Source organism: Arthrobacter sp. SRS-W-1-2016, assembly GCF_002009585.1.
Lineage (GTDB): Bacteria > Actinomycetota > Actinomycetes > Actinomycetales > Micrococcaceae > Arthrobacter > Arthrobacter bambusae_A.
This window is the reverse complement of record NZ_MTPV01000036.1, coordinates 35,073-57,315: the sequence shown is the minus strand read 5'-3', so window position 1 is coordinate 57,315 and position 22,243 is coordinate 35,073. Positions and strand designations below refer to the sequence as shown.

The 22,243-nt window shown below is 64.7% G+C and carries 21 protein-coding genes; 7 read left to right on the top strand and 14 right to left on the bottom strand.

Translation table 11 applies throughout. The features are described 5' to 3' along the window. Nucleotides 1–293: 293 nt before the first annotated feature. Nucleotides 294–1,955: a malate synthase A gene (gene aceB / locus BMF89_RS08770; protein WP_078106709.1), complete on the bottom strand. Its 1,662-nt coding sequence runs from the start codon at nt 1,953–1,955 to the stop codon at nt 294–296. A gap of 150 nt (nt 1,956–2,105) precedes the next feature. Next, the gene (gene aceA / locus BMF89_RS08765) at nt 2,106–3,440 is read right to left on the bottom strand and encodes an isocitrate lyase (RefSeq protein WP_078106708.1); all 1,335 of its coding nucleotides are present in this window, start codon (nt 3,438–3,440) and stop codon (nt 2,106–2,108) included. Nucleotides 3,441–3,595: 155 nt separating this feature from the next. Between aceA and BMF89_RS08760 the strand changes: the two genes are divergently transcribed. Next, nucleotides 3,596–5,107, top strand: a complete 1,512-nt coding sequence (locus BMF89_RS08760; RefSeq protein ID WP_078106707.1) for a helix-turn-helix transcriptional regulator — start codon at nt 3,596–3,598, stop codon at nt 5,105–5,107. Nucleotides 5,108–5,233: 126 nt separating this feature from the next. Here the strand turns inward: BMF89_RS08760 and BMF89_RS08755 are convergent, their stop codons facing one another. The 3 genes from BMF89_RS08755 to BMF89_RS08745 are packed head-to-tail and all read right to left on the bottom strand — an operon-like array spanning nt 5,234 to nt 6,814. Beyond that, entirely contained in the window at nt 5,234–5,827 is a 594-nt protein-coding gene (locus BMF89_RS08755; protein WP_078106706.1) for a dihydrofolate reductase family protein, read from the bottom strand. 56 nt (nt 5,828–5,883) lie between these two features. Continuing rightward, nucleotides 5,884–6,417, bottom strand: a complete 534-nt coding sequence (locus BMF89_RS08750; RefSeq protein ID WP_078106705.1) for a DUF6036 family nucleotidyltransferase — start codon at nt 6,415–6,417, stop codon at nt 5,884–5,886. A 31-nt stretch (nt 6,418–6,448) separates the two neighbouring features. Beyond that, the gene (locus tag BMF89_RS08745; RefSeq protein ID WP_078106704.1) at nt 6,449–6,814 is read right to left on the bottom strand and encodes a DUF1801 domain-containing protein; all 366 of its coding nucleotides are present in this window, start codon (nt 6,812–6,814) and stop codon (nt 6,449–6,451) included. Nucleotides 6,815–7,163: 349 nt separating this feature from the next. Between BMF89_RS08745 and BMF89_RS08740 the strand changes: the two genes are divergently transcribed. The 3 genes from BMF89_RS08740 to BMF89_RS08730 all read left to right on the top strand — a co-directional run bounded on the left by BMF89_RS08740 (nt 7,164) and on the right by BMF89_RS08730 (nt 10,176). Then, the gene (locus BMF89_RS08740; RefSeq protein ID WP_078106703.1) at nt 7,164–7,865 is read left to right on the top strand and encodes a queuosine precursor transporter; all 702 of its coding nucleotides are present in this window, start codon (nt 7,164–7,166) and stop codon (nt 7,863–7,865) included. A 116-nt stretch (nt 7,866–7,981) separates the two neighbouring features. Continuing rightward, nucleotides 7,982–8,668 (top strand): ABC transporter ATP-binding protein, encoded by a 687-nt coding sequence (locus tag BMF89_RS08735; RefSeq protein WP_241710697.1) that lies wholly within the window; start codon nt 7,982–7,984, stop codon nt 8,666–8,668. 2 nt (nt 8,669–8,670) lie between these two features. Continuing rightward, nucleotides 8,671–10,176 (top strand): DUF6297 family protein, encoded by a 1,506-nt coding sequence (locus tag BMF89_RS08730; RefSeq protein ID WP_078106702.1) that lies wholly within the window; start codon nt 8,671–8,673, stop codon nt 10,174–10,176. Between the two features lie 97 nt (nt 10,177–10,273). Here BMF89_RS08730 and BMF89_RS08725 read toward each other — a convergent pair whose 3' ends face one another. From BMF89_RS08725 to BMF89_RS08700, 6 genes are all read right to left on the bottom strand, one after another. Then, a complete protein-coding gene (locus tag BMF89_RS08725) occupies nt 10,274–11,203 on the bottom strand; it encodes a type IV toxin-antitoxin system AbiEi family antitoxin domain-containing protein (protein WP_078106701.1) in 930 nt (309 codons plus the stop codon). A 150-nt stretch (nt 11,204–11,353) separates the two neighbouring features. Next, nucleotides 11,354–12,688: a tRNA guanosine(34) transglycosylase Tgt gene (gene tgt, locus BMF89_RS08720; protein WP_078106700.1), complete on the bottom strand. Its 1,335-nt coding sequence runs from the start codon at nt 12,686–12,688 to the stop codon at nt 11,354–11,356. Nucleotides 12,689–12,739: 51 nt separating this feature from the next. Further along, nucleotides 12,740–13,465 carry an SRPBCC domain-containing protein gene (locus BMF89_RS08715; RefSeq protein WP_078106699.1) on the bottom strand — a complete coding sequence of 242 codons (726 nt, stop codon included), beginning with the start codon at nt 13,463–13,465 and terminating at the stop codon, nt 12,740–12,742. Nucleotides 13,466–13,526: 61 nt separating this feature from the next. Next, nucleotides 13,527–14,558, bottom strand: a complete 1,032-nt coding sequence (locus BMF89_RS08710; protein WP_078106698.1) for a DUF6707 family protein — start codon at nt 14,556–14,558, stop codon at nt 13,527–13,529. 102 nt (nt 14,559–14,660) lie between these two features. Beyond that, on the bottom strand, nt 14,661–15,200 hold the full coding sequence (locus tag BMF89_RS08705) for an NUDIX hydrolase family protein (protein ID WP_059388553.1): 540 nt from the start codon (nt 15,198–15,200) through the stop codon (nt 14,661–14,663). Nucleotides 15,201–15,440: 240 nt separating this feature from the next. After that, nucleotides 15,441–16,109, bottom strand: a complete 669-nt coding sequence (locus BMF89_RS08700; RefSeq protein ID WP_078106697.1) for a hypothetical protein — start codon at nt 16,107–16,109, stop codon at nt 15,441–15,443. 59 nt (nt 16,110–16,168) lie between these two features. Here BMF89_RS08700 and BMF89_RS08695 point away from each other — a divergent pair, with 59 nt between their 5' ends. Continuing rightward, on the top strand, nt 16,169–16,771 hold the full coding sequence (locus tag BMF89_RS08695; RefSeq protein WP_078106696.1) for a YdeI/OmpD-associated family protein: 603 nt from the start codon (nt 16,169–16,171) through the stop codon (nt 16,769–16,771). Nucleotides 16,772–16,779: 8 nt separating this feature from the next. On the opposite strand, the gene BMF89_RS08690 is transcribed toward BMF89_RS08695, so the two are convergent. Both BMF89_RS08690 and BMF89_RS08685 read right to left on the bottom strand, forming a co-directional pair. Beyond that, the gene (locus BMF89_RS08690) at nt 16,780–17,289 is read right to left on the bottom strand and encodes a hypothetical protein (RefSeq protein WP_078106695.1); all 510 of its coding nucleotides are present in this window, start codon (nt 17,287–17,289) and stop codon (nt 16,780–16,782) included. 29 nt (nt 17,290–17,318) lie between these two features. Next, nucleotides 17,319–18,494, bottom strand: coding sequence for a glycoside hydrolase family 76 protein (locus tag BMF89_RS08685; protein ID WP_078106694.1), 1,176 nt, complete (start codon nt 18,492–18,494; stop codon nt 17,319–17,321). A gap of 110 nt (nt 18,495–18,604) precedes the next feature. Here BMF89_RS08685 and BMF89_RS08680 point away from each other — a divergent pair, with 110 nt between their 5' ends. Next, nucleotides 18,605–19,396 (top strand): 3-hydroxyacyl-CoA dehydrogenase, encoded by a 792-nt coding sequence (locus BMF89_RS08680; RefSeq protein WP_078106693.1) that lies wholly within the window; start codon nt 18,605–18,607, stop codon nt 19,394–19,396. A 14-nt stretch (nt 19,397–19,410) separates the two neighbouring features. After that, entirely contained in the window at nt 19,411–20,673 is a 1,263-nt protein-coding gene (locus BMF89_RS08675) for an acyl-CoA dehydrogenase family protein (protein WP_078106711.1), read from the top strand. Between the two features lie 172 nt (nt 20,674–20,845). On the opposite strand, the gene BMF89_RS08670 is transcribed toward BMF89_RS08675, so the two are convergent. After that, nucleotides 20,846–22,240 carry an MFS transporter gene (locus tag BMF89_RS08670; protein ID WP_078106692.1) on the bottom strand — a complete coding sequence of 465 codons (1,395 nt, stop codon included), beginning with the start codon at nt 22,238–22,240 and terminating at the stop codon, nt 20,846–20,848. Nucleotides 22,241–22,243 lie beyond the last annotated feature (3 nt).

The following is a 22,243-nucleotide window of genomic DNA, read 5'->3' as shown; positions in this document are numbered from 1 at the left end:
CAAGGCACCAAGTTGGGTCGGCGTTCACCGAGACGAACACCTCCATGATCACCGAGCCGCCCGGAGAGAGCCAGAGTTTTGGTGAGCCAGACGCATACTTTCCCGGCCCACGGCGCACCAGCGGCGCTCATCCGCTAACTCGCAGTTGTTGTCGTTATGACGCTCCAAAACGACAACAACTGCGAGTTAGTTGGGTGGTGAGGGGTCCGTCGCTGGGCTGCCTCCCCGACCATCGGGGTCACTTGTTGCGAAGAGTGCAGGCAGCCCAGCGGACGGGGGCTCTATCTTTGGGTTCAGGCCGCTACGAGTTCTTCCTTGGTGGCTTCTTCGCGGGCCTCCGTGAGGTAGCGGGCGTAGGCCGGGATGGTCAGGAAGGTGGGGAACTCCTCAGCCAGGGTGACTTCCTCGAAGATACTGCGGGCATCGTTGAACCGGTCGTCATCGAAGCGTTCCAGGCGGGCGAACTCCTCGTCCAGGAGGTCGTTGATCCATTCGCGGGTGATGACTTCACCGGTGTCGGTGATGGCGTGGGAGTAGATCCATTGCCAGAGCTGCGAACGGGAGATCTCCGCCGTCGCCGCGTCTTCCATGAGGTTGTGGATGGCCACGGCGCCGTTGCCGCGCAGCCAGGACTCGATGTAGCGGATACCCACTTCGATGTTGTTCCGGATGCCGGTTTCGGTGATGGTTCCCTCGGTGGAGGCGACGTCGATCAGGGCCCGGTCGTCCGGGGTGACATCCTCGCGTGAGCGGTCCAGTTGGTTCGGACGCTCGCCGAGTACGCCGTCGAACACTTCGCGGCAGACCGGAACCAGGTCAGGGTGCGCGACCCAGGAACCGTCGAAACCGTCGCCGGCTTCGCGGGTCTTGTCCGCGCGGACCTTCTCGAACGCTGCCGTGTTGGCGGCCTCGTCCTTGCGGTTGGGAACGGCAGCGGCCATGCCGCCGATCGCCATGGCGCCGCGGCGGTGGCAGGCCCGGACCAGTTGCTCGGTGTAGGAGCGCATGAACGGCTGGGTCATGGAGACCTGGGCGCGGTCCGGGAGCACGAAGCGGGGGCCGCGGGTGCGGAAGTTTTTGATGACGGAGAAGATGTAGTCCCAGCGGCCGGCGTTCAGGCCCGAGGCGTGATCGCGCAGCTCGTACAGGATCTCCTCCATTTCGAATGCCGCGGTGATCGTCTCGATCAGCACCGTGGCGCGGATGGTGCCCTGCGGGATGCCGAGCAGGTCCTGGGCCAGGATGAAGATGTCGTTCCAGAGGCGTGCCTCGAGGTGGTTCTCGATCTTGGGCAGGTAGAAGTACGGGCCCTTGCCCTGCGCGAGCAGGCGGCGGGCGTTGTGGAAGAAGAACAAGCCGAAGTCCACCACGCCGCCGGCAACGGGCTTCCCGTCGATGAGCATGTGCTTCTCCGGGAGGTGCCAGCCGCGGGGCCTGACCACGATGGTCGGCAGCTCCTCGGCGGCACGGAGTTTGTATTCCTTGCTGTTGTGGCCGTCGGTTGACGTGAAGTCGATCCGGCGTTCCAAGGCGTCCGTGAGGTTCAGCTGGCCCTGGATGACGTTCCGCCACGTGGGGGTGGAGGAGTCTTCCATGTCGGCCAGCCACACCTTGGCGCCCGAGTTGAGCGCGTTGATGGTCATCTTCCGGTCAACCGGCCCAGTGATCTCCACGCGGCGGTCTTCCAGCCCCGGGGCAGGGGGAGCGACGCGCCAGTTCGGGTCGTTGCGGATGTCCGCGGTCTCCGGGAGGAACCGCGGATCCTGGCCGCTCGCGATCTGGCCACGGCGTGCGTGCCGCGCCTGCATCAGCTCCTGGCGGCGCTCCGTCGTCGCACGGTGCAGGGCTGCCACGAACTCGATGGCATCCGGGGTAAGTACCTCGTTCTGCCGGTGAATTGGCTGGGCGGTCAGCGTGATGCCGTTGAGCGTGTAATTGTCAGTGAAGCTGTTCATGGGAGTGGCTCCTTGAATGGTCCCAACTGACTCGCACTAGGTGTCGTTTTGAGGGCTCAAAACGACACCTAGTGCTACCTAGTTGGGGAAAGTGGGCCCACGGCCGCCGGGTTCCCTCGCGAGCTTGCAAGTGGAGGGGGCGGTTGGGGATTAGTGGAACTGGCCTTCTTCGGTGGATCCCACCAGGGCCAGGGTGGATGCGTTCGGGTTGAGCGCAGTTGCGATGTCGTCGAAGTAGCCGGTGCCGACTTCGCGCTGGTGCTTGGTTGCGGTGTAGCCGCGGGACTCGGAGGCGAATTCCTTCTCCTGGAGTTCGACGTAGGCGCTCATGCCTTCGCGGGCGTAGCCGTGGGCGAGGTCGAACATCGAGTAGTTCAGGGCGTGGAAGCCGGCCAGGGTGATGAACTGGAAAGTGAAGCCCATAGCGCCGAGTTCACGCTGGAACTTCGCGATCGTGGCGTCGTCCAGGTGCTTGCGCCAATTGAACGACGGCGAGCAGTTGTACGAGAGCATCTGGTCCGGGAACTCGGCCTTGACGGACTCGGCGAACTTGCGGGCGAGTTCCAGGTCCGGGGTGCCCGTTTCCATCCAGATGAGGTCCGAGTACGGGGCGTAGGCCTTGGCGCGGGCGATGCAGGGTTCGATGCCGTTGCGGACCTTGTAGAAGCCCTCCGCTGTGCGGACCGGCTGTCCCCCTTCGCGGAGGATGAATTCCTGGTCGCGCTCGTCGACGTCGGAGGTGATCAGGGTGGCTGCCTCGGCGTCGGTACGGGCGATGATCACCGAAGGGGTGCCCGCGACGTCGGCCGCGAGGCGGGCGGCGTTCAGGGTCCGGACGTGCTGCTGGGTGGGGATGAGCACCTTGCCGCCGAGGTGGCCGCACTTCTTCTCGGAGGCGAGCTGGTCTTCCCAGTGCACGCCCGCGGCGCCGGCCTGGATCATGGATTTCATGAGCTCATAGGCGTTCAACGGGCCGCCGAAACCGGCTTCTGCGTCGGCGACGATCGGGACCAGCCAGTCCTCGACCGTCTGGATGCCCTCGGAGAATTCGATCTGGTCCGCGCGGAGCAGGGCGTTGTTGATGCGGCGGACCACGGTGGGAACCGAGTTGGCCGGGTAGAGCGACTGGTCCGGGTAGGTGTGGCCGGAGTTGTTGGCGTCGGCGGCGACCTGCCAGCCGGAGAGGTAGATGGCCCGCAGGCCGGCTTTGACCTGCTGCACCGCCTGGTTGCCGGTCAGCGCGCCCAGGGCGTTGGTGTAACCGCCGGTCTTGGCCTCTTCCGTGAGTTGCTTCCACAGCTTCTCGGAGCCGCGCCTGGCCAGGGTGTGTTCCTCGGAGACACGGCCGCGGAGGCGGACGACGTCGGTGGCCGAGTAGTCGCGGGTGACGCCTTCCCAACGCGGGTTGGCAGCCCATTCGAGCTCCAGTGCTGCGGCCTGCTCGGTTGCGGAGGTGGGCTGCCCTGGTTCAAATGCTGCGGTCATTGTTCTGTCTCCTTTGACGCTGTTTTGGCGTGTTGCTGAGTTTGCCGCCCCGGCCGGTCTTGGCTGCGCCATTGCAGATCATTCCGACCGGGACTTCGTAGTTATTACTTTTCAGCACTTCCACGAGGCTTTCTAGATGGAAACCATGGAAAGAAATGCACTTCTTCGCGTATTCTCAAGAAATGTCACCTGTGAGCTGGAACCGCGAAGTACCGTCGCCGTCGTCGTCTGCTTCCACCGCCGAGCTGGACGTCATCAGCCTGGGCCGCCGCGTGCGGTATCTGCGCAAGCAGGCCGGACTGACCCTCGACGACGTGAGCGCCGCCGTCGGGACCGCCCCCAGCCAGCTGAGCCTCATTGAGAACGGCAAGCGCGAGCCCAAACTGGGCTTGCTGACGCAGCTCGCCGCGGCACTGAATGTCGGCATCGAACAGCTCCTCGGGGCCGAACCGCCCAGCCGCCGCGCGGCCCTGGAAATCGAGCTGGAACGGTACCAGCGCGGACCCCTGTACGAGTCGCTGAACCTGCCCAAAGTCCGCGTCAGCGCGCGGCTTCCGCTCGATGTCCTCGAGTCGCAAGTGGGCCTCCTGCAGGAGCTTGAACGCAAGCTCAACGAGCAGGTTGCGACGCCGGAAGAGGCTCGGCGCGCGAACGGCGAACTGCGTGCCATGATGCGGGAGCGCGGCAACTACTTTCCGGAGTACGAGGCCGAAGCTCAAAAGGTCCTCAAAGGCGTTGGCTACACGACCGGACCCTTGAGCCAGCACGTCATTGCGGACATCGCGGACCACCTCGGATTCACCCTGCACCACGTGGGCGACTTGCCCCATTCCACCCGTTCAGTGACCGATCTAAAGAATCATCGAATTTATCTCACGCAAAGCCAACGGCAGGACCACGATCCCCGCTCGGTCCTCCTGCAGGCCCTGGGACACTACGTCCTGGGCCACGAAACGCCCAAGAACTACGGCGACTTCCTGGCGCAGCGCGTCGCGACCAACTACTTTGCCGCAGCGCTCCTCCTGCCGGAGAACGCCACCCTCGAGTTCCTGCAGAAGGCGAAAGCTGCCAAGGAGATCGCGGTCGAGGACATCCGGGACGCCTTCGCCGTCTCCTATGAAACTGCGGCTCACCGGTTCACCAACCTCGCGACGAAGCACTTGGGAATCACCACACATTTCCAGAAAACCCACCAGAGCGGCATCATCTACAAGGCCTACGAGAACGACGGCGTGGCGTTCCCCCAGGACCACACCGGCGCCATCGAGGGCCAGCCGGCGTGCAAAGCATGGACTTCGCGAGCGGTGTTCGACGTTCCGGACAAGTTCAGCGCCTACAGCCAATACACGGACACCGTCTCAGGCACCTATTGGTGCACGGCGCGGACCGAGCGCTCGGCGGCGGGCGAGTTCTCGCTCAGCATCGGCGTGCCGTACCAGCACGTGAAGTGGTTCCGCGGGAGGGAGACGACGGCGCGCGCTACTTCGACGTGTCCGGACCCGAACTGCTGCAAGCGCCCGCCGGCGTCGTTGGCTTCTTCGTGGGCAGGCAACGCCTGGCCGTCCGCGCGCGCCCACTCGCACCTGTTGGCGGCCATGCCGCCGGGTGCGTTCCCCGGCGTCGACGAGACTGAGGTATACGCGTTCCTGGAGGCGCACTCGGGGTAGCTTCCGGGCTGTTGCGCTGGAGGGGCGTCACGCTACGCAACTTTTTGGATTCCTTTGGGTTTGACAACCGCGGAATTGCGCGGCTTGGCTCGTGGCAGGGACTCAATAACCTGGCCTGCGTGACGCCTACTCCTTGAGGACCGGATAGCTCAAGTGGGTGACGCCAACGCCCTCGACGACGGTCGGGTTGCCCAAAGTGAGCGGCGCGTTCTCAACGTGATCGAACATCCGGATACCGGACCCGAGCAGCAGCGGAACCAGGTCGATGCGGATCTCGTCGAGCAGACCGGCATCGAGGCACTGCCGAATGGTGTCCGGCCCGTGCATGCCGACGATCTTGTGGCCAGCGGCCGCCTTTGCCTGCCCGACAGCGCTTTCCAGCCCGTCGGTGACGAAATGCACCGCTGAGTCGGAACGGGGCCACCCCTCGGGCATCTGATGAGTCACGACGTACGCGGGCACGCCGAACGGGTGCTGGCCGCCCCAAGCGTCGGCCCGGTCGGAGGTGCGTCGCCCGGTGAGCATCGCACCCACCTGACCCATCAAGGTCCGTAGGTGTTGGGCACTCGCTTCGGAAACATGGAATGTGAAGCCCGGGTTGAAGGTAGGGACGTCGACGTCGCCTGCGAAGTACCAGTCGAAGACCTCGTCGACGCCATCCTCAAGGTCCGCCACGTAGCCGTCGAGGGACATCGACATGAATGCCACTACCTTGGTCATTAGCTTGCTCCTTCGGGTTGGGACGGGTTTGGGCACGGGCCTGGGCCCGGACAGGGTCAGACGGACATGGCCCAGGACAAAGCCGCATCTCGGCGAGGCTCGGATGGGTCGATCAGCCTGATTCTGTCCACGAGCCGGACGCGGTCGACGAGGGATGACTCGATCAGTGCAAGAACGAACGCGTGGTCTTTGGGGCGTGCCGCAATGAGCTTCGCCGCGCAGAGATCGTAGGGATCCAGGCAAAGCCCGGTGCTGTTCCGGGTCTGCTCATTGCGTACACCGACAAGGCGGTACTCCCAGTCCTCCGGGAGAACAGCAGTCTCCCTTTCGGCAGCTTGGACATAGAACCCGAACTCCTTGTGGAAGGGTGACCACTCCCCAAGCGCGGAATCGATGCTGTCGGCAAGCGTGCCGGCGTCGTCGTCGGAAAAGGGGGCGATGTCGACGGCATCCGACATGGTGATCGACGCAGGCAACTGGTCCTCCGTGAAGGATCCCAGAATTGACTGGCTGCCGATCACGATCACCCGGTCGCCGTGGATGATATCCGTGGCGGCCCGGATGGCGTGCTCAAGCTCATCGCGGCGCATGGCTGTACCGTACCCCCGCGCTGCCTGATTGTCAGTAGCCGTTCCGCTGCCGCCCGCGCTCAGCCAGCAGGGTCGCCACTTTTTCGATGAGCTCGTATGGAATCGGCTTGCCCAAGGGGAATTTCAAGGTGCCTTTCGCCGCCCGGAAAGGGGCGATTTCGCGCTTGAAGTCCTCGCCGCCGTCGGGCACTGGATAGACGGAAATATGGTGCTTCCACGCTGCGAAGTACACCACGTAATGGCCGTCGAGCGTGATGGTGGGGATACCGTAACTGATCCTGTCCTCCGCTCCGGGCACTGCTGCCAAGGCCCGTCGCCGGATCTCCTGAAGGATGGTTTGCACCTCGTCAGGGCGCGACGCGATGTATTCGTCCACCGTGTCAAAGTGCTCCACCATGTGCTTCCCCTGATCCGTTTCGTGTCCCGCCGGTTCTGGACCAAGCTTGCACTACCCCGCGCCGCCCTGCCAGAGGGCATCGAAGCGAGGCCACTCCGACGCTCGCTCACCTTTATCGGGTTTTGGCGGGACGCTCGCTCACTTATGTGGGTTTTTGGCGGGACGCTCGCTCACTTGATCTGGTGGAGGGTTGTTGGCGGTGGCGATTTTTCCGGACAATTCTCGATTCCTCGATGCGAGAATAGGGGAGGCTCCGCGGTTTTGCTGGCGGGTCCACCACCAGTGCTAATACAGCGGGGCACCGTGCCAACTCCGGCCGCCTGCGCGAACCACTACGAACGGACAAGCGATGACGTCAGCATCAGAATCCCAGACCCTGAGTAAACCCGCGCCGCGCTTCGCGTCAATAGGCTCCCCATACTTCGGCATCATGCTGGCATGCATGGCCGTCGTGCTGATCCTGTCCAACATCGGCGCTGCTAAGGGGGTCGTCTTCGGCCCGATCATCACTGATGGCGGATTTTTCCTCTTCCCGCTTGCCTACATTCTTGGCGACGTGATGAGTGAGATCTATGGATTCAAGGTTGCCCGCAAAGCAATCATTACCTCGTTTGCACTGTCAGCATTCGCATCGCTCTGCTACTGGATCATCATCGCGCTGCCTGGCTTCAATGACGATTACGGCAACGCCAAGCAGGCTGCTATTGAAGGAGCGCTGGGGCCGGTTCCTCAGATCGTCCTGGCTTCGCTTCTAGCATTCCTGGCCGGCCAGACCATCAACTCCCTGATCCTGGTCAAGATGAAAGCCCGTTCGGGTGAGAGAACTCTCTGGGCCCGGCTCATGGGTTCATCCGGGGTGGGGGAATTCGTGGACACGCTCATCTTCTGCAGCATCGCGGCCTCGGTTATCGGCATCACGGACTTCGGAAGCTTCGTCAATTACGTGCTGGTGGGCTTTGTATACAAGGTCGGTGTCCAATACATCCTTGTTCCCGTGACGTCCTTGGTCATTGGCTGGATCAAGAAGCGCGAGCCCAGCTACTGGGCCTGAGCGGGCGTCGGTCCGGGACGCGCTATATGTGAGCGGGCGTTGGTCCGGGACGCGCTATATGTGAGCGGGCGTCGGGGGCTCAGGGGAACCGCAGGGAAATCCGGTAGTTTCAGAGGATGAAGCTGGGAAAAGCCGTGCTGACGGCCGAGAATCTTGTTGCAGGCTATGGCGAGCATGCAGTGTGCGGGCCGCTCGACGTCGAGGTTTTCCCCGGGCAGGTGCTTGGGATGGTGGGCGAAAACGGTGCCGGCAAGTCCACACTGCTCCGCACGATGATCGGCGCACAGGCCGCCATTGAGGGCGAGGCGCACGTGCTTGGCTTGATGCCGGACGACCGCTCGGCCCTCTTTCGCAGCAAGGTTTCGGTGCTGCTGGACGAAGATGCCTACTTCGATTCCCTCACCGTCCGCGAGCACCTCTCCTTGGTGGCCCGCGGCCATGGCCTCGCCAACCCGGACGCTGCTGTGGAGGAAGAGATCGGCTTCTTCGAGCTTCAAACCGTGGCGGATGCCTTTCCCGATCAACTTTCCTCGGGACAGCGCCGCAAGCTCCTCCTGGCCTCGGCGTTCATCCGGCCCTTCGAACTGCTGGTCCTGGACGAACCGGAGCAGCGGCTCGATACCCGCATGCGCGGCCTGCTTGCGCAGCGGATCGCCAAGACTGCCAAGAAGAGTGCCGCCGTCGTGATGGTCACCCACGATGCGGACGTCGCCCAAGCGGCGTGTACCCGGGCGGTAATAGTCGACGACGGCGGTGCGCGCTTGGTGAGTACCGACGACGCCGTGGCGAGGATTCGCCGGTGAGCATGTCCACTGCTGCCGTAGAGCAGCCGCAGTTCGTCGCCTTCGACCCCGAGAGAGCTACCCGCAAGGTCATTCGTCCGCGCGGCCAGTCGTTGCTTTCCAGGCTCAACGAGCTGTACATCCAATTCCTGACATTCGGCGTCGGCTTGATCTACGCCATCGGCCTCCTCAACGGGCTCACTGCGGCAGCGGAGCATGGGTTCGGAGGCCACCTGATTTCGACCAGATACGGCGTGGTTCCTGTCGAATACGGTCTAGTGGCCGGGTTTGGGCTCTTGGGCCTCGCGGCCTATTGGGTGGCGGGCAGGCTCGGGCCACTGGCTATCACGGCGAATCAGCGGCACTGGTGGTACTCGCTTGCCATCAACCGCGAGCCGCTTCTAGCCCGAGGCTTGCGACGCGCTGTCCTGGCTGCCGCCGTCGTCGGGGCCCTGACCACCATCCCTGTCGCGGTCATCAGTGGTTCGAATGCGGTGGTGTTTGCCGGGCGCGTCCTGGCAGGGGCGTTCACCGGCGCGGCTATTCTCGCGCTGGCTGCGTTCGCCCAGACCCGTTCGCGGGCGGCGGCTGGTCAAGGTAGACCGATGAACTGGCTGTTGGCAGCGGCTTCGGTGGCACTCGGCGCGATGCTGTTCGGGACGCTTCACGGCAGCTGGATCTTTGCTGTCGCCCCTGCTGTCGCCTTGGTTGCCTCGGCGCTCGGCATGCGGAACAAGCTCTCCAGTGTCCGCACGACCTCGCTGCTCAAGGCCGGGTCCGCGAGGGGACATGTCCAGGCTGCGCTGACGCTCATGGACACCGGGGAACTCAGTGCCTCGCTTTCCAGCGGCGGCAAGCGAAGCCGGGTCAAGCTCCCGGGCACGCCCCGCACCGCAGCGGGCGCGCTCTTCCACGCGGAGGCAACGGTACTCGCCCGTCAGCCCGGCCGGCTGTGGCGCTGGGGCCTGGGTCTCGCTGTCGTTCCCCTGACCGGGTTGGTCCGGACGTTCGATTCGCCCATCATCCTGCTTCCCGTGCTGCTCGCCGCGGCGATCTTCTCGTCCACCGCGGCGGCCGGGCCCCTTTGGCAGTTGCGCATGGCTCCCAGCCTCGACGCGCTCCTGCCGATTTCCAGGACAGCCTCGCGCTGGGTCCACGTCGCGCTGCCGGTCATCCTGATGGGGTTGTGGACGACGGCGGCTGCCGGATTCTTCGTGCTGGCCGGCGGCTTCCGGGGTGAGCTCCTCGTCCTGGGCGCGGCGGCAGGCGGCGGTTTGGGCGCGGGGATGCTCCGACGGGCCTTCCGCCAGCAGGAAGACCTCACCAAGCTGGTGTACCTGATGCAGCTTGGACGCAGCGGACCGGCGATGCTCGGAACCAGGATCCGAGGCTACGTGTTGTGCCTCTTCGCCCTGGCACCTTTGGCCTTGGGCATGCTCTTCAACGCCCCGGAACTGCTGGTGACGCCCGCCGTCGCGCTCAATGTGGTGCTCCTGGTGATCGGCGTGACGACGGCGGACCGTCCCTGAGGGGGCTCTCCGACGTGAGCTCGCCGGAACGGTGCCAACTCGCCTGAGCCTTCCGGCGACCTGGGCGCGTTCCGGCGATCTCGACGGCGGCGGCCGGCTAACGACGGAGGGCGTTCAGTATCCGGGTCTTGAATTCCTGCTCGCGAAAGAGGTGCTTCCACTCCACGCGGACGAAGCGCCAACCGTCCTCGCTCAGGGCCTTCTCCCGGCGCCGCTCCTGGAAAATCACTTCGGCTGTTGGCTCGAAATCGAAGTACTTGATCTCGCCGTCGAATTCCAGCGCGACCTTTGCCTCTCGCCAGGCAAAATCGAGCCGATGCCGGCCTGCCCGGCTTTGAACCTCAACCTGCGGTTCGGGCATCGGCAACTTCAGCCGGGAGATGAGTTCGCGGCACAAGGTTTCGCCGGCCGACTCGGATCGTGGATCAGCGTTGACCAGGGCCTTGCGAAGATTCCTGACCCCGCGTCGGCCAATCAATGCGTCTGCCATGGCCTGCATCAGCGAGCGATCAGCGCCAAGCCTGAGTGCATGGTCCATGATCACCAGCGCCTGCTTGTAGCTCAATAGCATGGCGCAATCCACCACTGTCCGTTCCAACGACGTGACCCGCAAGTTCCCGATTGTCACAACGTCCGTCTCGTCGAAAGGCCTGGTGTGTCCGCGCACGTCCTTGCCAAGGCGCTCGCTGGACGGCCGGACCCGCAGCAGGATGTGGATGAGGTCGTCGACGTTCCAGAGGAACAGGCGGTGCAGCCGCGCCGCCGAGGTGTGGCTATATACGAAGTCTCCCGCCGACGTCGTAAGCGTTCCATGGGCATGCGCGTAGATCCGTTGGGTGCTTCGGAGCCACGCGGATTGCTTCTCCCAGAGCGCGGCCCGGATATAGCAGCCGTACCGTAGCCGGACAAGCTTGCCCTGACTCACCAAGAATTGGATTGCACGGGAATTGAGCCCATGTGCGTGGAGTTGATCGGTGCGCCAGACGTTGCCCTTTTCCGGGAGCGAAGGTGGTTGGGAAGGCGTCATTGATCCAGCCTCGCGGGTCCCCGGGACCCGTGGAAGCCGCTTGGTCGGCTATGTGGAAAACGTGGGGTCGCCGGAACGGTGCCGGTTCGCCCGAACGCTCCGGCGAACCGGCACCGTTCCGGCGAGCTCGACGGGAAGCGACGGGGAGGGCTACGAGTAGTACCGCCCCAAGGTCTCGGCCTTGAACTCGAAGAAGTCCCCGGATTCGATGGCGAGGCGGGCGTCGTCCACCATCTTCACCACGAAGCGCTCGTTGTGGATGGAGATCAGCGTGGCCGAGACCATCTCATGGGCCTTGTACAAGTGGTGGATGTATGCGCGCGAATAGTTGGCACAGGTGTAGCAATCGCAACCGTCCTGCAAGGGGCCGAAATCCGATTTGTAGCGTGCTCCGGACAGGTTGTACCGGCCGGTAGGAGTGTAAAAGGCCGAGTTGCGGGCCACCCGGGTGGGGGAGACGCAATCGAAGGTGTCGGCGCCGTTTTCGATGGCCGTGAAGATGTCGTCCGGCTCGGAGATCCCCAGGAGGTGGCGGGGCTTGTTCTCGGGAAGTTCTTCGTTGCACCAACGCACGATGGTGCCGAGGTTCTCCTTCTCCAAGGCGCCGCCGATGCCGAAGCCATCGAACGGCATACCGCCAAGGTCCCGGCAGGCTTTGCGACGAAGGTCCTCGTACTGGGCCCCCTGGATGACGCCGAACAGGGCTTGGTACGGCTTGCCCACCCGGGACGCCGTCAGCCGCTCATGCTCCACCACGCAGCGCTCGGCCCAGCGACGCGTGCGCTCCACGGATTCCTCCTGGTAGCCCCGGGAGTTCTGCAGTGTGGTCAGCTCGTCAAAGGCGAACATGATGTCGGCGCCGATCTGGTGCTGCACCCGCATGGAGATTTCCGGCGAGAAACGGTGCCGGTCCCCGTTCAAGTGCGACTTGAACCAGACGCCGTCCTCGTCCACATGCGCCAGCCGCTCCTTGCCCGGGGCCACGGCGTCGTCAGGACCGGACGCGTCAACGGAGGTCATGTCGATGACCTTCTTGAATCCTGAACCGAGACTCATCACCTGGAATCCGCCCGAGTCCGTGAACGTGGGTCCGTCCCAGTTCATGAACGCACCGAGCCCCCCGGCCGCGTCCAGGATCTCCGGCCCCGGCTGCAGGTACAGGTGGTAGGCGTTGGCCAGCAAAGCCTGCGCGCCGAGCTCCTTCATGGATTCGGGCAGAACTGCTTTTACCGTGGCTTTTGTCCCGACTGCGATGAACGCCGGCGTCTGGATCTGGCCGTGCGGTGTGGTGATAGTGCCGGTTCTGCCCAGGAACTCTCCGCGCTTGCCGTCGTCGCAACGGCTGCCGCCGTCGGCGTTCACAAGGCCCGACGACGGCGGGCGCGTTTCGCTGAGCCGTGCACCCACCTCGAAGGAAAACGAGGACTGCTGGGCAGCCCTGGGCACGGACGGGTTGGACTCGGAGCTGGGCCCGGAATGAGGCATGGAAGAATCGGCTGGCACCGTTACAGTCTGCCAGCCCTGGAGCGAGAATCGTCAGTGCGAGTGCACCTCTGAGGGGTAGTTCTCAGCCTTCCAGCCGTCCCAACGGGAACGGATCGACTCCAGGCTGGCCGCGCCGAGGTCGTAGGTCGAAGCGATCACGATAGTGCCACCGTCGGGCCTCTTCTCCGGAATCACCGGCTGGTCAGCCACAATCAGCAGCCCGTCCCCGTGTTCCGCGTAACTGTGCACGGTGAGGCCTACCTGGTGGTTGCTCCGGAACCAGACCCTGCCGGTGAGGGACTCGCCCGTGGGAAGCGTGAGCGAGTATTCCTCGCCAGGTGCCGGTACGTCGGCCAGGCCGAGCTTCTGGATGCCGGAGCCGCTACCGCCGGGCAAGGAAACAAAATGCGTACGCCGGTGCCCGTGCGGATGGCGTTCCAGGGCGAATCGGAGCTGGTGGAGGAACGTCAGCCAACCTTGGGTGATGTCCTCGTCCCACGCGGCCCATTCGGAATCGTGATCGAGGGCGGCACGGGTCACACGGACCTCGGTGCCACCGCTGACCGGGGTGAGTTCGAAGACGTCCCCGCCATTCACGGTGAGGCTTGTGTGGTCGGGACCCTCGACCACGTTGGCGGTGAAGTAGATCTGGTTGATTTCGTCGCCAAGCTCGTCGGCCTCCCAGCCGTGCCACTGAGCTACGAGCGACGGTTCGCGCAGCGAAGTCCAAACTTGCTGCGCGTCGGCATTAACAACAACGCTCAGATTGTTCGTCATGGCCCGAATCTACCGCCGTTGGAGCGAACGCGACAGGTCTTGCGGAATCCTCCGATAGCGCCTAAGCCCGGACCGCCTCGAGTTCATTCGCGATCCGGTGATCGAGTTCGCCCAAGCCGATGGTGTTCGAACCACCGTGTGAGCGGAGGAACAGCAGGGTTTCAAGCCTGAGCAGCCGCCATTCGCGCTCGGCATCGCGGTTCCCGTTGTCGATGGAGCGGAAGATTTCCTTGTCGTACAGGTTCGGTTCGTTGAGCGCGCGCTGGCGCACTTTGGCGGCGATCCTGGCCTTGAACGGGTCGGTTTCCACCGTGTCCGGCGCTTGAAGGAGCTGGTCGTAGACGTCCGCGCGTTCCGGTTGGCCGAGTTCACGGCAAATGAAGCTGGAAAGTGCAAGGGAACGTTCAACGGACATCCAGCGATCGCGGTTTCCGTCGTAGGGGAGCACGTTGAGGATATCGGCCACCGCGAGGGCGTGGTCCGGATCCCGCAGCTCGATGAAGAGATCGTGGGCCAGGTCGCTCAGATCCCGCAAGCAGCTTCCCGACTTCGTGTTGATCCCCTTCACGAGGCGTTCGCTCAACACCGCCACGCCGTTCCTGCCAGGGTGTACTTCCGCAGCGGCGGCCACGACGTCCTCGGGCGAGCCTGTCGGTTCGGGGATCAGCGCGAGCTGGGCGGGATCCGGCCCTGCCGCTCGGCTGACAGTCGGTGCCAGCGCGGGCAAAGGAGGCACGACGACGGCGGGAACCCCCTCATCGGGTGAGTCACCGCCGTCGGAGGTAACGGCGTCGGGCGCGTCACTGGGGTCCGGCTCCTCCAGCGGGGCCGGATCTTCCTCCGCCAGGGCGTCGACGTCGTCGGGAACGGCGGCTTCTCCCACCGGGACGCTGGACCCGATCGCGATCCGTACGTTCCCGCCGTCGGCTGTTGTCACCAGGATGAGCGTAGGCACGCCAAAATCGTCGAGTTCGATCTCGATGTGCGTGATTTGCTCCGCGGGACCATCTCCAGGGAGGAACAAGTGGTCCCCGATTTGCAGGGCCCCAGCTTGCTTTTCACGATACTGCTGGTCGGCCGGGCTGTGAGTCATCGGAAGTCCTTTGGTTCTCTTGGGGTCCGCCCAACAGTCTATAAAACCCGCCCGGCAAATCGGGGAGGTGGCTACTGCCCGCCGCTACTGTCCGCAGCGCTGCTACTGTCCGACGCCGGCGAAAGCCAGAGCCTGACGCACCAGATTGCCACGGCCGCCACTGAATTCCTGCTGGACGTCGTCGCTCAAGATCTCCTGCGGAGTCATCCAGGTCAGCTCAAGCGCGTCCTGGCGCGGTTCGCACTCGCCCGTGACCGGGATGACGTAGACGAGCGACACGGCGTGTTGGCGGTCGTCCGTGAAACCGGTCTGCGACGGCGCCGGGAAGTATTCGGCCACCGTGAACGGCACCGGACTGACGGGCAATTGCGGGAAAGCGAGCGGCCCGAGGTCCTTTTCCATGTGCCGCAGCAGCGCGGCGCGGATAGTTTCGCGGTACAGCACGCGGCCGGACACGAAGGAACGGACCATGGTGCCGTCGGCGTCGCCCTGGAGCAGGGTACCTACCTCGTTGACGAATCCGAGCGGATCCAGACGCACGGGAACCGCCTCCACGTAAACCATGGGGAGGCGGCCGCGGGCTTCGAAGAGGTCTTCATCGGAAAGCCAGCCGGAGTACGGGTCAGGGGTACGAACACTCATGGTTAAGTTCTACCCCATCCCATGCCGTTCCATGCCGTACGAATCAGTCAGCGAGGATTGCGTCGAGCCCAAACCCGGGACGCTCGCTCACGTATGTCGTCGAATTGAGCGACGCTCGCTCACGTATGCGGCCAACATCGGGATCCCGCGCTCAGATGAGGTGAGCGAGCGTTGGGGGGAAGGCCCGTATAGGTGAGCGAGCGTTGGGGGGAAGGCCCGTATAGGTGGGCGAGCGTTGGGTTAGCGGGCCTGGGTCACACTGATGGTTCCGCCGCGCGGGCCGGCAACCGACAGGACCGAGCCGGCCCGGGCTGCCTTGAGTCCGGCGGCGGCGAGCCGGGCCCCAAGGGCTGCGAGGTCGCCGTCGTACTCGAAAGCGAGGCCTCCCGCGGCTGTCTCCGGAGACTCAAGGACCAACAGGATGCCGCCGTTCTTCGTACTGAAATCCGCGAAGTCCGGAGACGCCCGCCGCGGCCGCGCGCCGATGTTGCCCAATTCCCGCGCGGCCCCCGGCACATCAGGCGTGAGCCAGGTCCCGACGACGGCGAGCCCCGGGTCCGCGTCCGGGCTCGTCGTGCGGCTGCTCGCCTTGTCGGCGAGGAACGTGAAGCCGTCCTCGGCGGTGACGCGGACTGCCTGCCCGTGATCGGCGTCGACAAGTTCGGCGCGCGTTCCGTCGGCCACGGTACGTCGGGCGAACTCCGCCAGGTCTCCGACCTCGACGCCGAATACTGTAGTTCCGTCGTCGGGCGAGTCAGCGGAGGTACTGTGCAAGGCCACGCGGCCCGAGCCGGCGTCGAACTCCACCCAGTCGCCGTGGTCCCCGACGCACACGAGGCCAAGCGCGCCAAGAAGGTGCTTCCAGCCGGCGACGTCGGAAGTGAACTGGATGGGGCGGACACGCAACATGGATCCTCCGGGAGGTGAGTGGGCTTTCGCCACAGCCTAGCTGGCACCAGAATGGGCCCATGGCTGTTGAACTCGAAGAACTGATCGTCAAAGATGCTGCCGAGTGGCGGTCCTGGCTCGAAAAGAACGGTGCCCATAGCCCTGGCGTCTGGCTCGTGCTGCACAAGAAGGGCGGCAACGTGACGGAACTGGATTATGCCGCAGCCTTGGATGAGGCGCTTTGTTTCGGTTGGATCGACGGCCAAGGCAGAAGGCGCGACGACGAAAGCGTCTTCCAGCGCATGACCCGCCGCGGCCCCAAAAGCCCGTGGTCCAAACGGAACGTGGGCCACATCGCCCGCCTCGAAGCCGAGGGCAAGATGACCCCGGCCGGATGGGCCGCCGTCGACGGCGCCAAGGCGGACGGGCGTTGGGAAGCTGCCTACGTTGGCCAGGCGCACGCGGAAGTCCCCGCGGACCTCGCGGCCGCGATCGCCGCCGTTCCCGACGCCCAGGCGATGTTCGATGCGTTGACGGCGGTCAACCGCTTTGCCCTGATCTACCGCACCAACTCGGTGAAGAGGGCGGAAACCCGGGCCAGGAAGATTGCCGGTTTTGTCGAGATGTTGGCACGGCAGGAGACGCCGTATCCGCAGAAGAAAAAGCCCGCGGTAGCAGAATAGCCGGGGACTTACTCGGGCTTCCCGGCCGACAGTGCAACGATCCAGCCTGGCGTGTCTTCCCCGAGCCGCTTGTCGAGGGTGACCCTGGCCTTGGCAGCGGCGATCTGCACCTTGCGATCCTCGGCGCCCACCGAGGCGGGACGCTGGGAGGAGACGACGGCGCGGGTTTCGGATGCCGCTGCGGCTGCCAGGAGCGCATCCTCAGTGCCGACTTTGAGGAGCGCGAGTTCCTCCCGCGACGCGAGCTCGCTGTGGCCCAGAATCTCGATGGCCCTCTGGCCCATTTCGGCCTCGGAGCGGCTGCGGGACAGGGACGCGTCGAGGGCCCATTGAGCGCGGCGCCACCATTCGGACCGGTTGTCCGCCCGGGCCTTCTGCCGCAGGGACAGGAGGCCGACGATCGCCGCAACGATTGCCGCGACGAGGACGGCGAGCGGGCTGAGCGCGCCAAGGATCTGCCACCATTCCGGCGGCGCACCGACCACGGTGACAGGTATCGGGCTCGGGATCGGGTTCACAGCTCCAGACTAGGCCCCGGCACCGACAATTATTGGACGCGCGCGGCGGCTTCCAGCACCATCCACGCCTGCAGCTGGGTGGAAAGTTCGACGGCGGTGCCCGGCGCGTAGGTCTCGGCCGCGGGGCGCTGTGGTTGCGTCGAGAAGACGAGCCAGGCGTCGTCGTCGTCCTTTCCGGATATCCGGTTGGCAGCGTCGGTGCGCATCGTCCGTCCCGCCCACAGAGCCTCCGCGGTATCGAGCACGAGCTGGCTCGCGGTCGCCCGTGAAACGCGGGGCAACCGGGCGTCGGCGGCGGCAAGCGCGAGGTAACGGACGAGGATCCCGGTGAAGAGCCCGCCGTCGCCGGTGCCTTCGCCGCGAAGAACCAGTTTCCATGGGCCGTCCAGTCCGGAGACGGTCAGATGCTCGGCTATCGAGCCCACCAACGCGGCTGCGCGGGCCAGGTTCGCATCTCCACCCAACTCCAACAAGGTGCCGAGCACAGGGCCCTGGTTGTAGGTGTAGACCTCTTGCGCGAGGACGAGCTTGCCCTCCTTGATCCAAGCGCCGTCGAGGTACAGGCCGCGGCTGGGTTCGAAGAGCGTGGCGTTGAGCCAGTCCAGGAGCCCTTGGGCCCGCACTGGATGACCTGTCCGGGCGAAGTGCAAGGCCACGGGCGCCGTCGCCGGGGTGTTCTTGAAATCGCGTTTGGTGCTCCAGAAAGTGCCGCCGCCCATGTCGTCTGTGGAGGCCGACTCGAACTGTGTAGAGAGGCTTTTCTGCAACCGGGCGTTGCGTCGGCGGCCCGGCTTGTGCACCCGCTCGGCCAAGGCGTCCAGACGCAGGGTGGCGAGGGCTAGCCAGGCCATGTCGTCGTAGTAGCTGTTCACGTAGCGAAGGAAATTGCGCAAGCGGATGGTGGTGACCAGGCGTGAAGCGAGCTCGCCGGCGCTGGGGCGATCACCGCCGTCGAACCTTGCTCCCGAGGCCAGTTCGCGCAACCCGGTGTCCACGAGGCAATCGAGGTAGTGCGCCTGCCACCAGTAGTTCCACGGTTGACCCGGAAACCGGCTGGAGGGCCGGATCGGCGCCGCGAGGTGGGTTCCGGGAAGGAAGAGGAAGCGCCGTCCGAAATGCCGGGTCACCGAGCGTGCGACGTGGTCGGCTCGCGCGGCCCAATCCGTTGTTCCGGGGGTGCCCTGCTGCGCGTCGGGGGCGGACATGGTGACAGCCTAACGCCGTGTGCTTGGCCGCAAGCCCCTCCCCAGTGCACAATCAAAGTGATTCAGTTAACATTCATTAACGGATTTTGGTTCTGCATCGAGGAGGATGAATGGACATCAAGGGCGCAGTTGCGTTGATAACCGGCGGGGCTTCGGGTTTGGGGGCCGCAACCGCAAGGCGATTGCTCGACGCCGGAGCAACGGTGGTGCTGCTTGACCTCCATTCTTCTCCGGGCGAGTCCCTCGCTGCCGAACTCAATGCCTCGGGGGCCGAGGGCAGGGCCGTGTTCGTCCCCGCCGACGTCACCAATGAGGAACAAGTGCAGGCCGCCGTCGACACTGCCGTCGCGCTGGGCCCGCTTCGGATCCTCGTCAACTGCGCTGGCGTCGCAACCCCGGGCAAAGTCCTCGGCAAAGACGGGGTGCTGCCGCTCGAGAACTTCAACAGGGTCATCCAGATCAACCTCGTGGGCACCTTCAACGTGATCCGCCTGGCTGCCGCCGCGATGGCCCGGAACGAGCCCGCGTCTACCGAACTCGGCGGGGAGGAACGCGGCGTCATCATCAACACGGCCTCCGTGGCAGCTTTCGACGGCCAGATCGGGCAGCCTGCGTATGCAGCGTCCAAGGGGGCCGTGGCGGCGATGACGTTGCCGCTGGCCCGTGAATTTGCGCGCTCGCTGGTACGTGTCGTGGCCATTGCACCGGGCATCTTCGAAACACCCATGCTGGCCGGCCTGCCCCAGGACGCACAGCTCTCCCTCGGCCAGCAGGTACCGCACCCCGCCCGGCTTGGCCGCCCGGCCGAGTACGCCAACCTCGTGGCGCACATCGTGGAAAACGCCATGCTCAACGGCGAAACCATCCGCCTCGACGGCGCTATCCGGATGGCACCGAAGTGAGCCAGACGCACAAGCTGGCGGCCGCCGTCGAACACCCGGCCGGTTCCAAGGGTTCCAATGGTTCCCCGCCCGACCTGCCCGGGGCGGATTTTTTCGATTTCGAATCGCTCCTCAGCGTGCAGGAACAGCGCAAGCTCAATGAGCTCCGGGAATTCCTGGCCACGGAAATCGCGCCCTATGCCAAGGACTGGTGGGACAAGGCCGAGTTCCCGGCCCACATCCTCCCCAAACTCGCGGCCCTTCGCCTGAGCACCCCCACGCACCGCGGCTACAGCAACCTGTTCGCAGGTCTCGTGATCGCGGAAATGACCCGCGTGGATACGTCCATTGCCACGTTCTTCATGGTCCACCATGACCTCTTCATCGAGGCGCTGTACGAGTTCGGCTCCAAGGACCAGCAGGACCGCTACCTCGACGACGCCTCCAATCTGCGGACCACCGGAGCGTTTGCGCTCACGGAACCGGACCACGGTTCCGACGTGGCCGGCGGCCTGCAGACGGTGGCCCGCCGGGTCGTCGGGGGAGCCGACGACGACGGCGACTACTGGGTGCTGAACGGCGCCAAACGCTGGATCGGCAACGGGACGTTCTGCGACCACATGCTGGTCTGGGCCCGGGACGAAGCCGACGGCGCTATTCGCGGTTTCATCGTGGACGGCACGCTCCCCGGCGTGACCCGCACCAAGATCGAGAACAAGATCGCCCTGCGCACGGTGCAAAACGCTGACATCGTCCTCAAAGACGTCCGGGTTGCCGAGGCGGACCGTTTTTCCGGAATCAACAGCTTCACGGACACCAACCACCTGCTGCGAGGGTCCAGGCTCATGGTGGCCTGGCAGGCCGTGGGGCAGCAGTTGGCGGCATTCGACGTCGCCCGCCAGTATGCGCTTGACCGCCAGCAGTTCGGCCGGCCGCTGGCGAAGTTCCAGCTCATCCAGCAGCAATTGGTGGACATGCTCGGAAATGCCGTGGCCAGCATGGGGATGATGGTGCGGATCGCCCAGCTGCAGGAGGATATCTACACGGACAGCAAGGGAGTGCGGCACGGCGGAGCCCAAATGGCCCAAGTGGCTCTGGCCAAGGCGTACTGCAGCGCCCGCATGCGCGAAACCGTGGCGATGGGCCGGTCCATCCTGGGCGGGAACGGCATTGTGACCGATTACCGGATGGCCAAGATCTTTGCCGATGCCGAGGCGATCTACACCTATGAAGGATCGTTCGAGATCAACTCGCTCATCGTGGGCCGGGCCGTGACGGGGGTTTCCGCGATCGTTTGAGGGGGCGGCCTGCGGCGCTGCGCGGCATACCGAGGCTTGTTTCCCAAACCGGAGCTTGAAGCGCGGCGATGGGAAACAGGCCCCGGTCTGATTCCGGGGCCTCAGCCCGGTTGCCCCCTCTCTTACTGAATCGTTTCATTCAAGGGCGGCGATTCGCCGTAAATCGCTTGGGTTACCGGGCGCCACTCCGGAGCTTACGGTACTCCTCGCGGGCAACCGGCGTCGCGTTCCCCGTCCCCAGTTGATTGAGCGGGATGCGGTAGGTTTCACGGGCCGACCAGGCCGCCACGGCGCCGATGACACAGATTCCGAAACAGATGGACCCGATGATGAGCGGAACATTCGAGGACCCGGGCGGGGCGATTGCCGCAAAGATGCTCGGAAGGAACGCTGTGATGACGAGGCCGATATTCTGCGAGATGGCGAATCCCGTGACGCGGGTGCGGGCGGGGAAGAGCTCCTGGAAGAAGCTGGCGAAGGTTGCATTCCAGACCTGGTACAGCGTGCCCCACATGATGATCGAGAGGACGATCGTGAGCACGACGTTGTTCTGGCTCACTGCGTACAGGTAGGCGTAGGCCAGCACGCCCGAGCTCAACGAGCCGAAGATCATCAACGGCCGGCGGCCGAACCGATCCGACAGATCTCCGAACAAAGGGATAAGGGCGAGTGCGACGACGTTGGCCAGGACCGGGATCCAGAGGTACACAGTAGTGCTCATTCCGACGCCGTAACCCGGCTGGGTGGCGTACGCTGCGCCGAAGACTGCGACGGTGACGCCGACGACGTTGACCAAGGTCATGCAGACTGCCCGGACCACGTCCAGGCCGCTTTCGCGCAGAACGCGGACGATCGGCATCTTCGGGATCTCCTGGTGCGCCTTTTCCTCAGTAAAGATGGGTGTTTCTTCGACCCGGCGGCGGATCATGTACCCGGCGAACACCACAAGGGCGCTGAGGAGGAAGGGAATGCGCCAGCCCCAGGATTTGAACGCTTCATTGGAGAGCACGGCGGAGAGCGGTAGGAAGACAGCCGCGGCAATGATCTGTCCGGCCTGGGTTCCTTGGAGCGCGAAGCTTGCGTAGAAGCCCCGACGGCCGAAGGGCGCGTGCTCCACGATCATGGCGCTGGCGCCGCTCAGCTCGCCGGCCACCGCGAAGCCCTGGATGAGCCGGACGGCAACCAGGAGGGCAGGTGCCAGAAGCCCGACCTGGCCATAAGTCGGCAACAAAGCGACGGCGAAGGTCGACGCGCCCATCATCAGCATGGCGAGGACCAGGACGTTCTTCCGGCCGTGCTTGTCGCCCCATTGTCCGAGGACGAAGGCGCCAATCGGGCGAGCCACATAGCCCACGGCGTATGTGCCGAGCGAAGCGATCAGTGCAACGGTCGGGTTTCCCGCGGGGAAGAAGACGCCAGGGAAGACGAGCGCGGCAGCCTGCGCGTAAATGAACCAGTCGTAGTACTCAAGGGCGCTGCCGATCCAGCCGCTGGCTGCCGCTTTCCTTGTGGTGCTGGACGGTCGCGGTCCGGTTGAACTCCGCCGCCTGCTCGCGTCGATCTTCATATT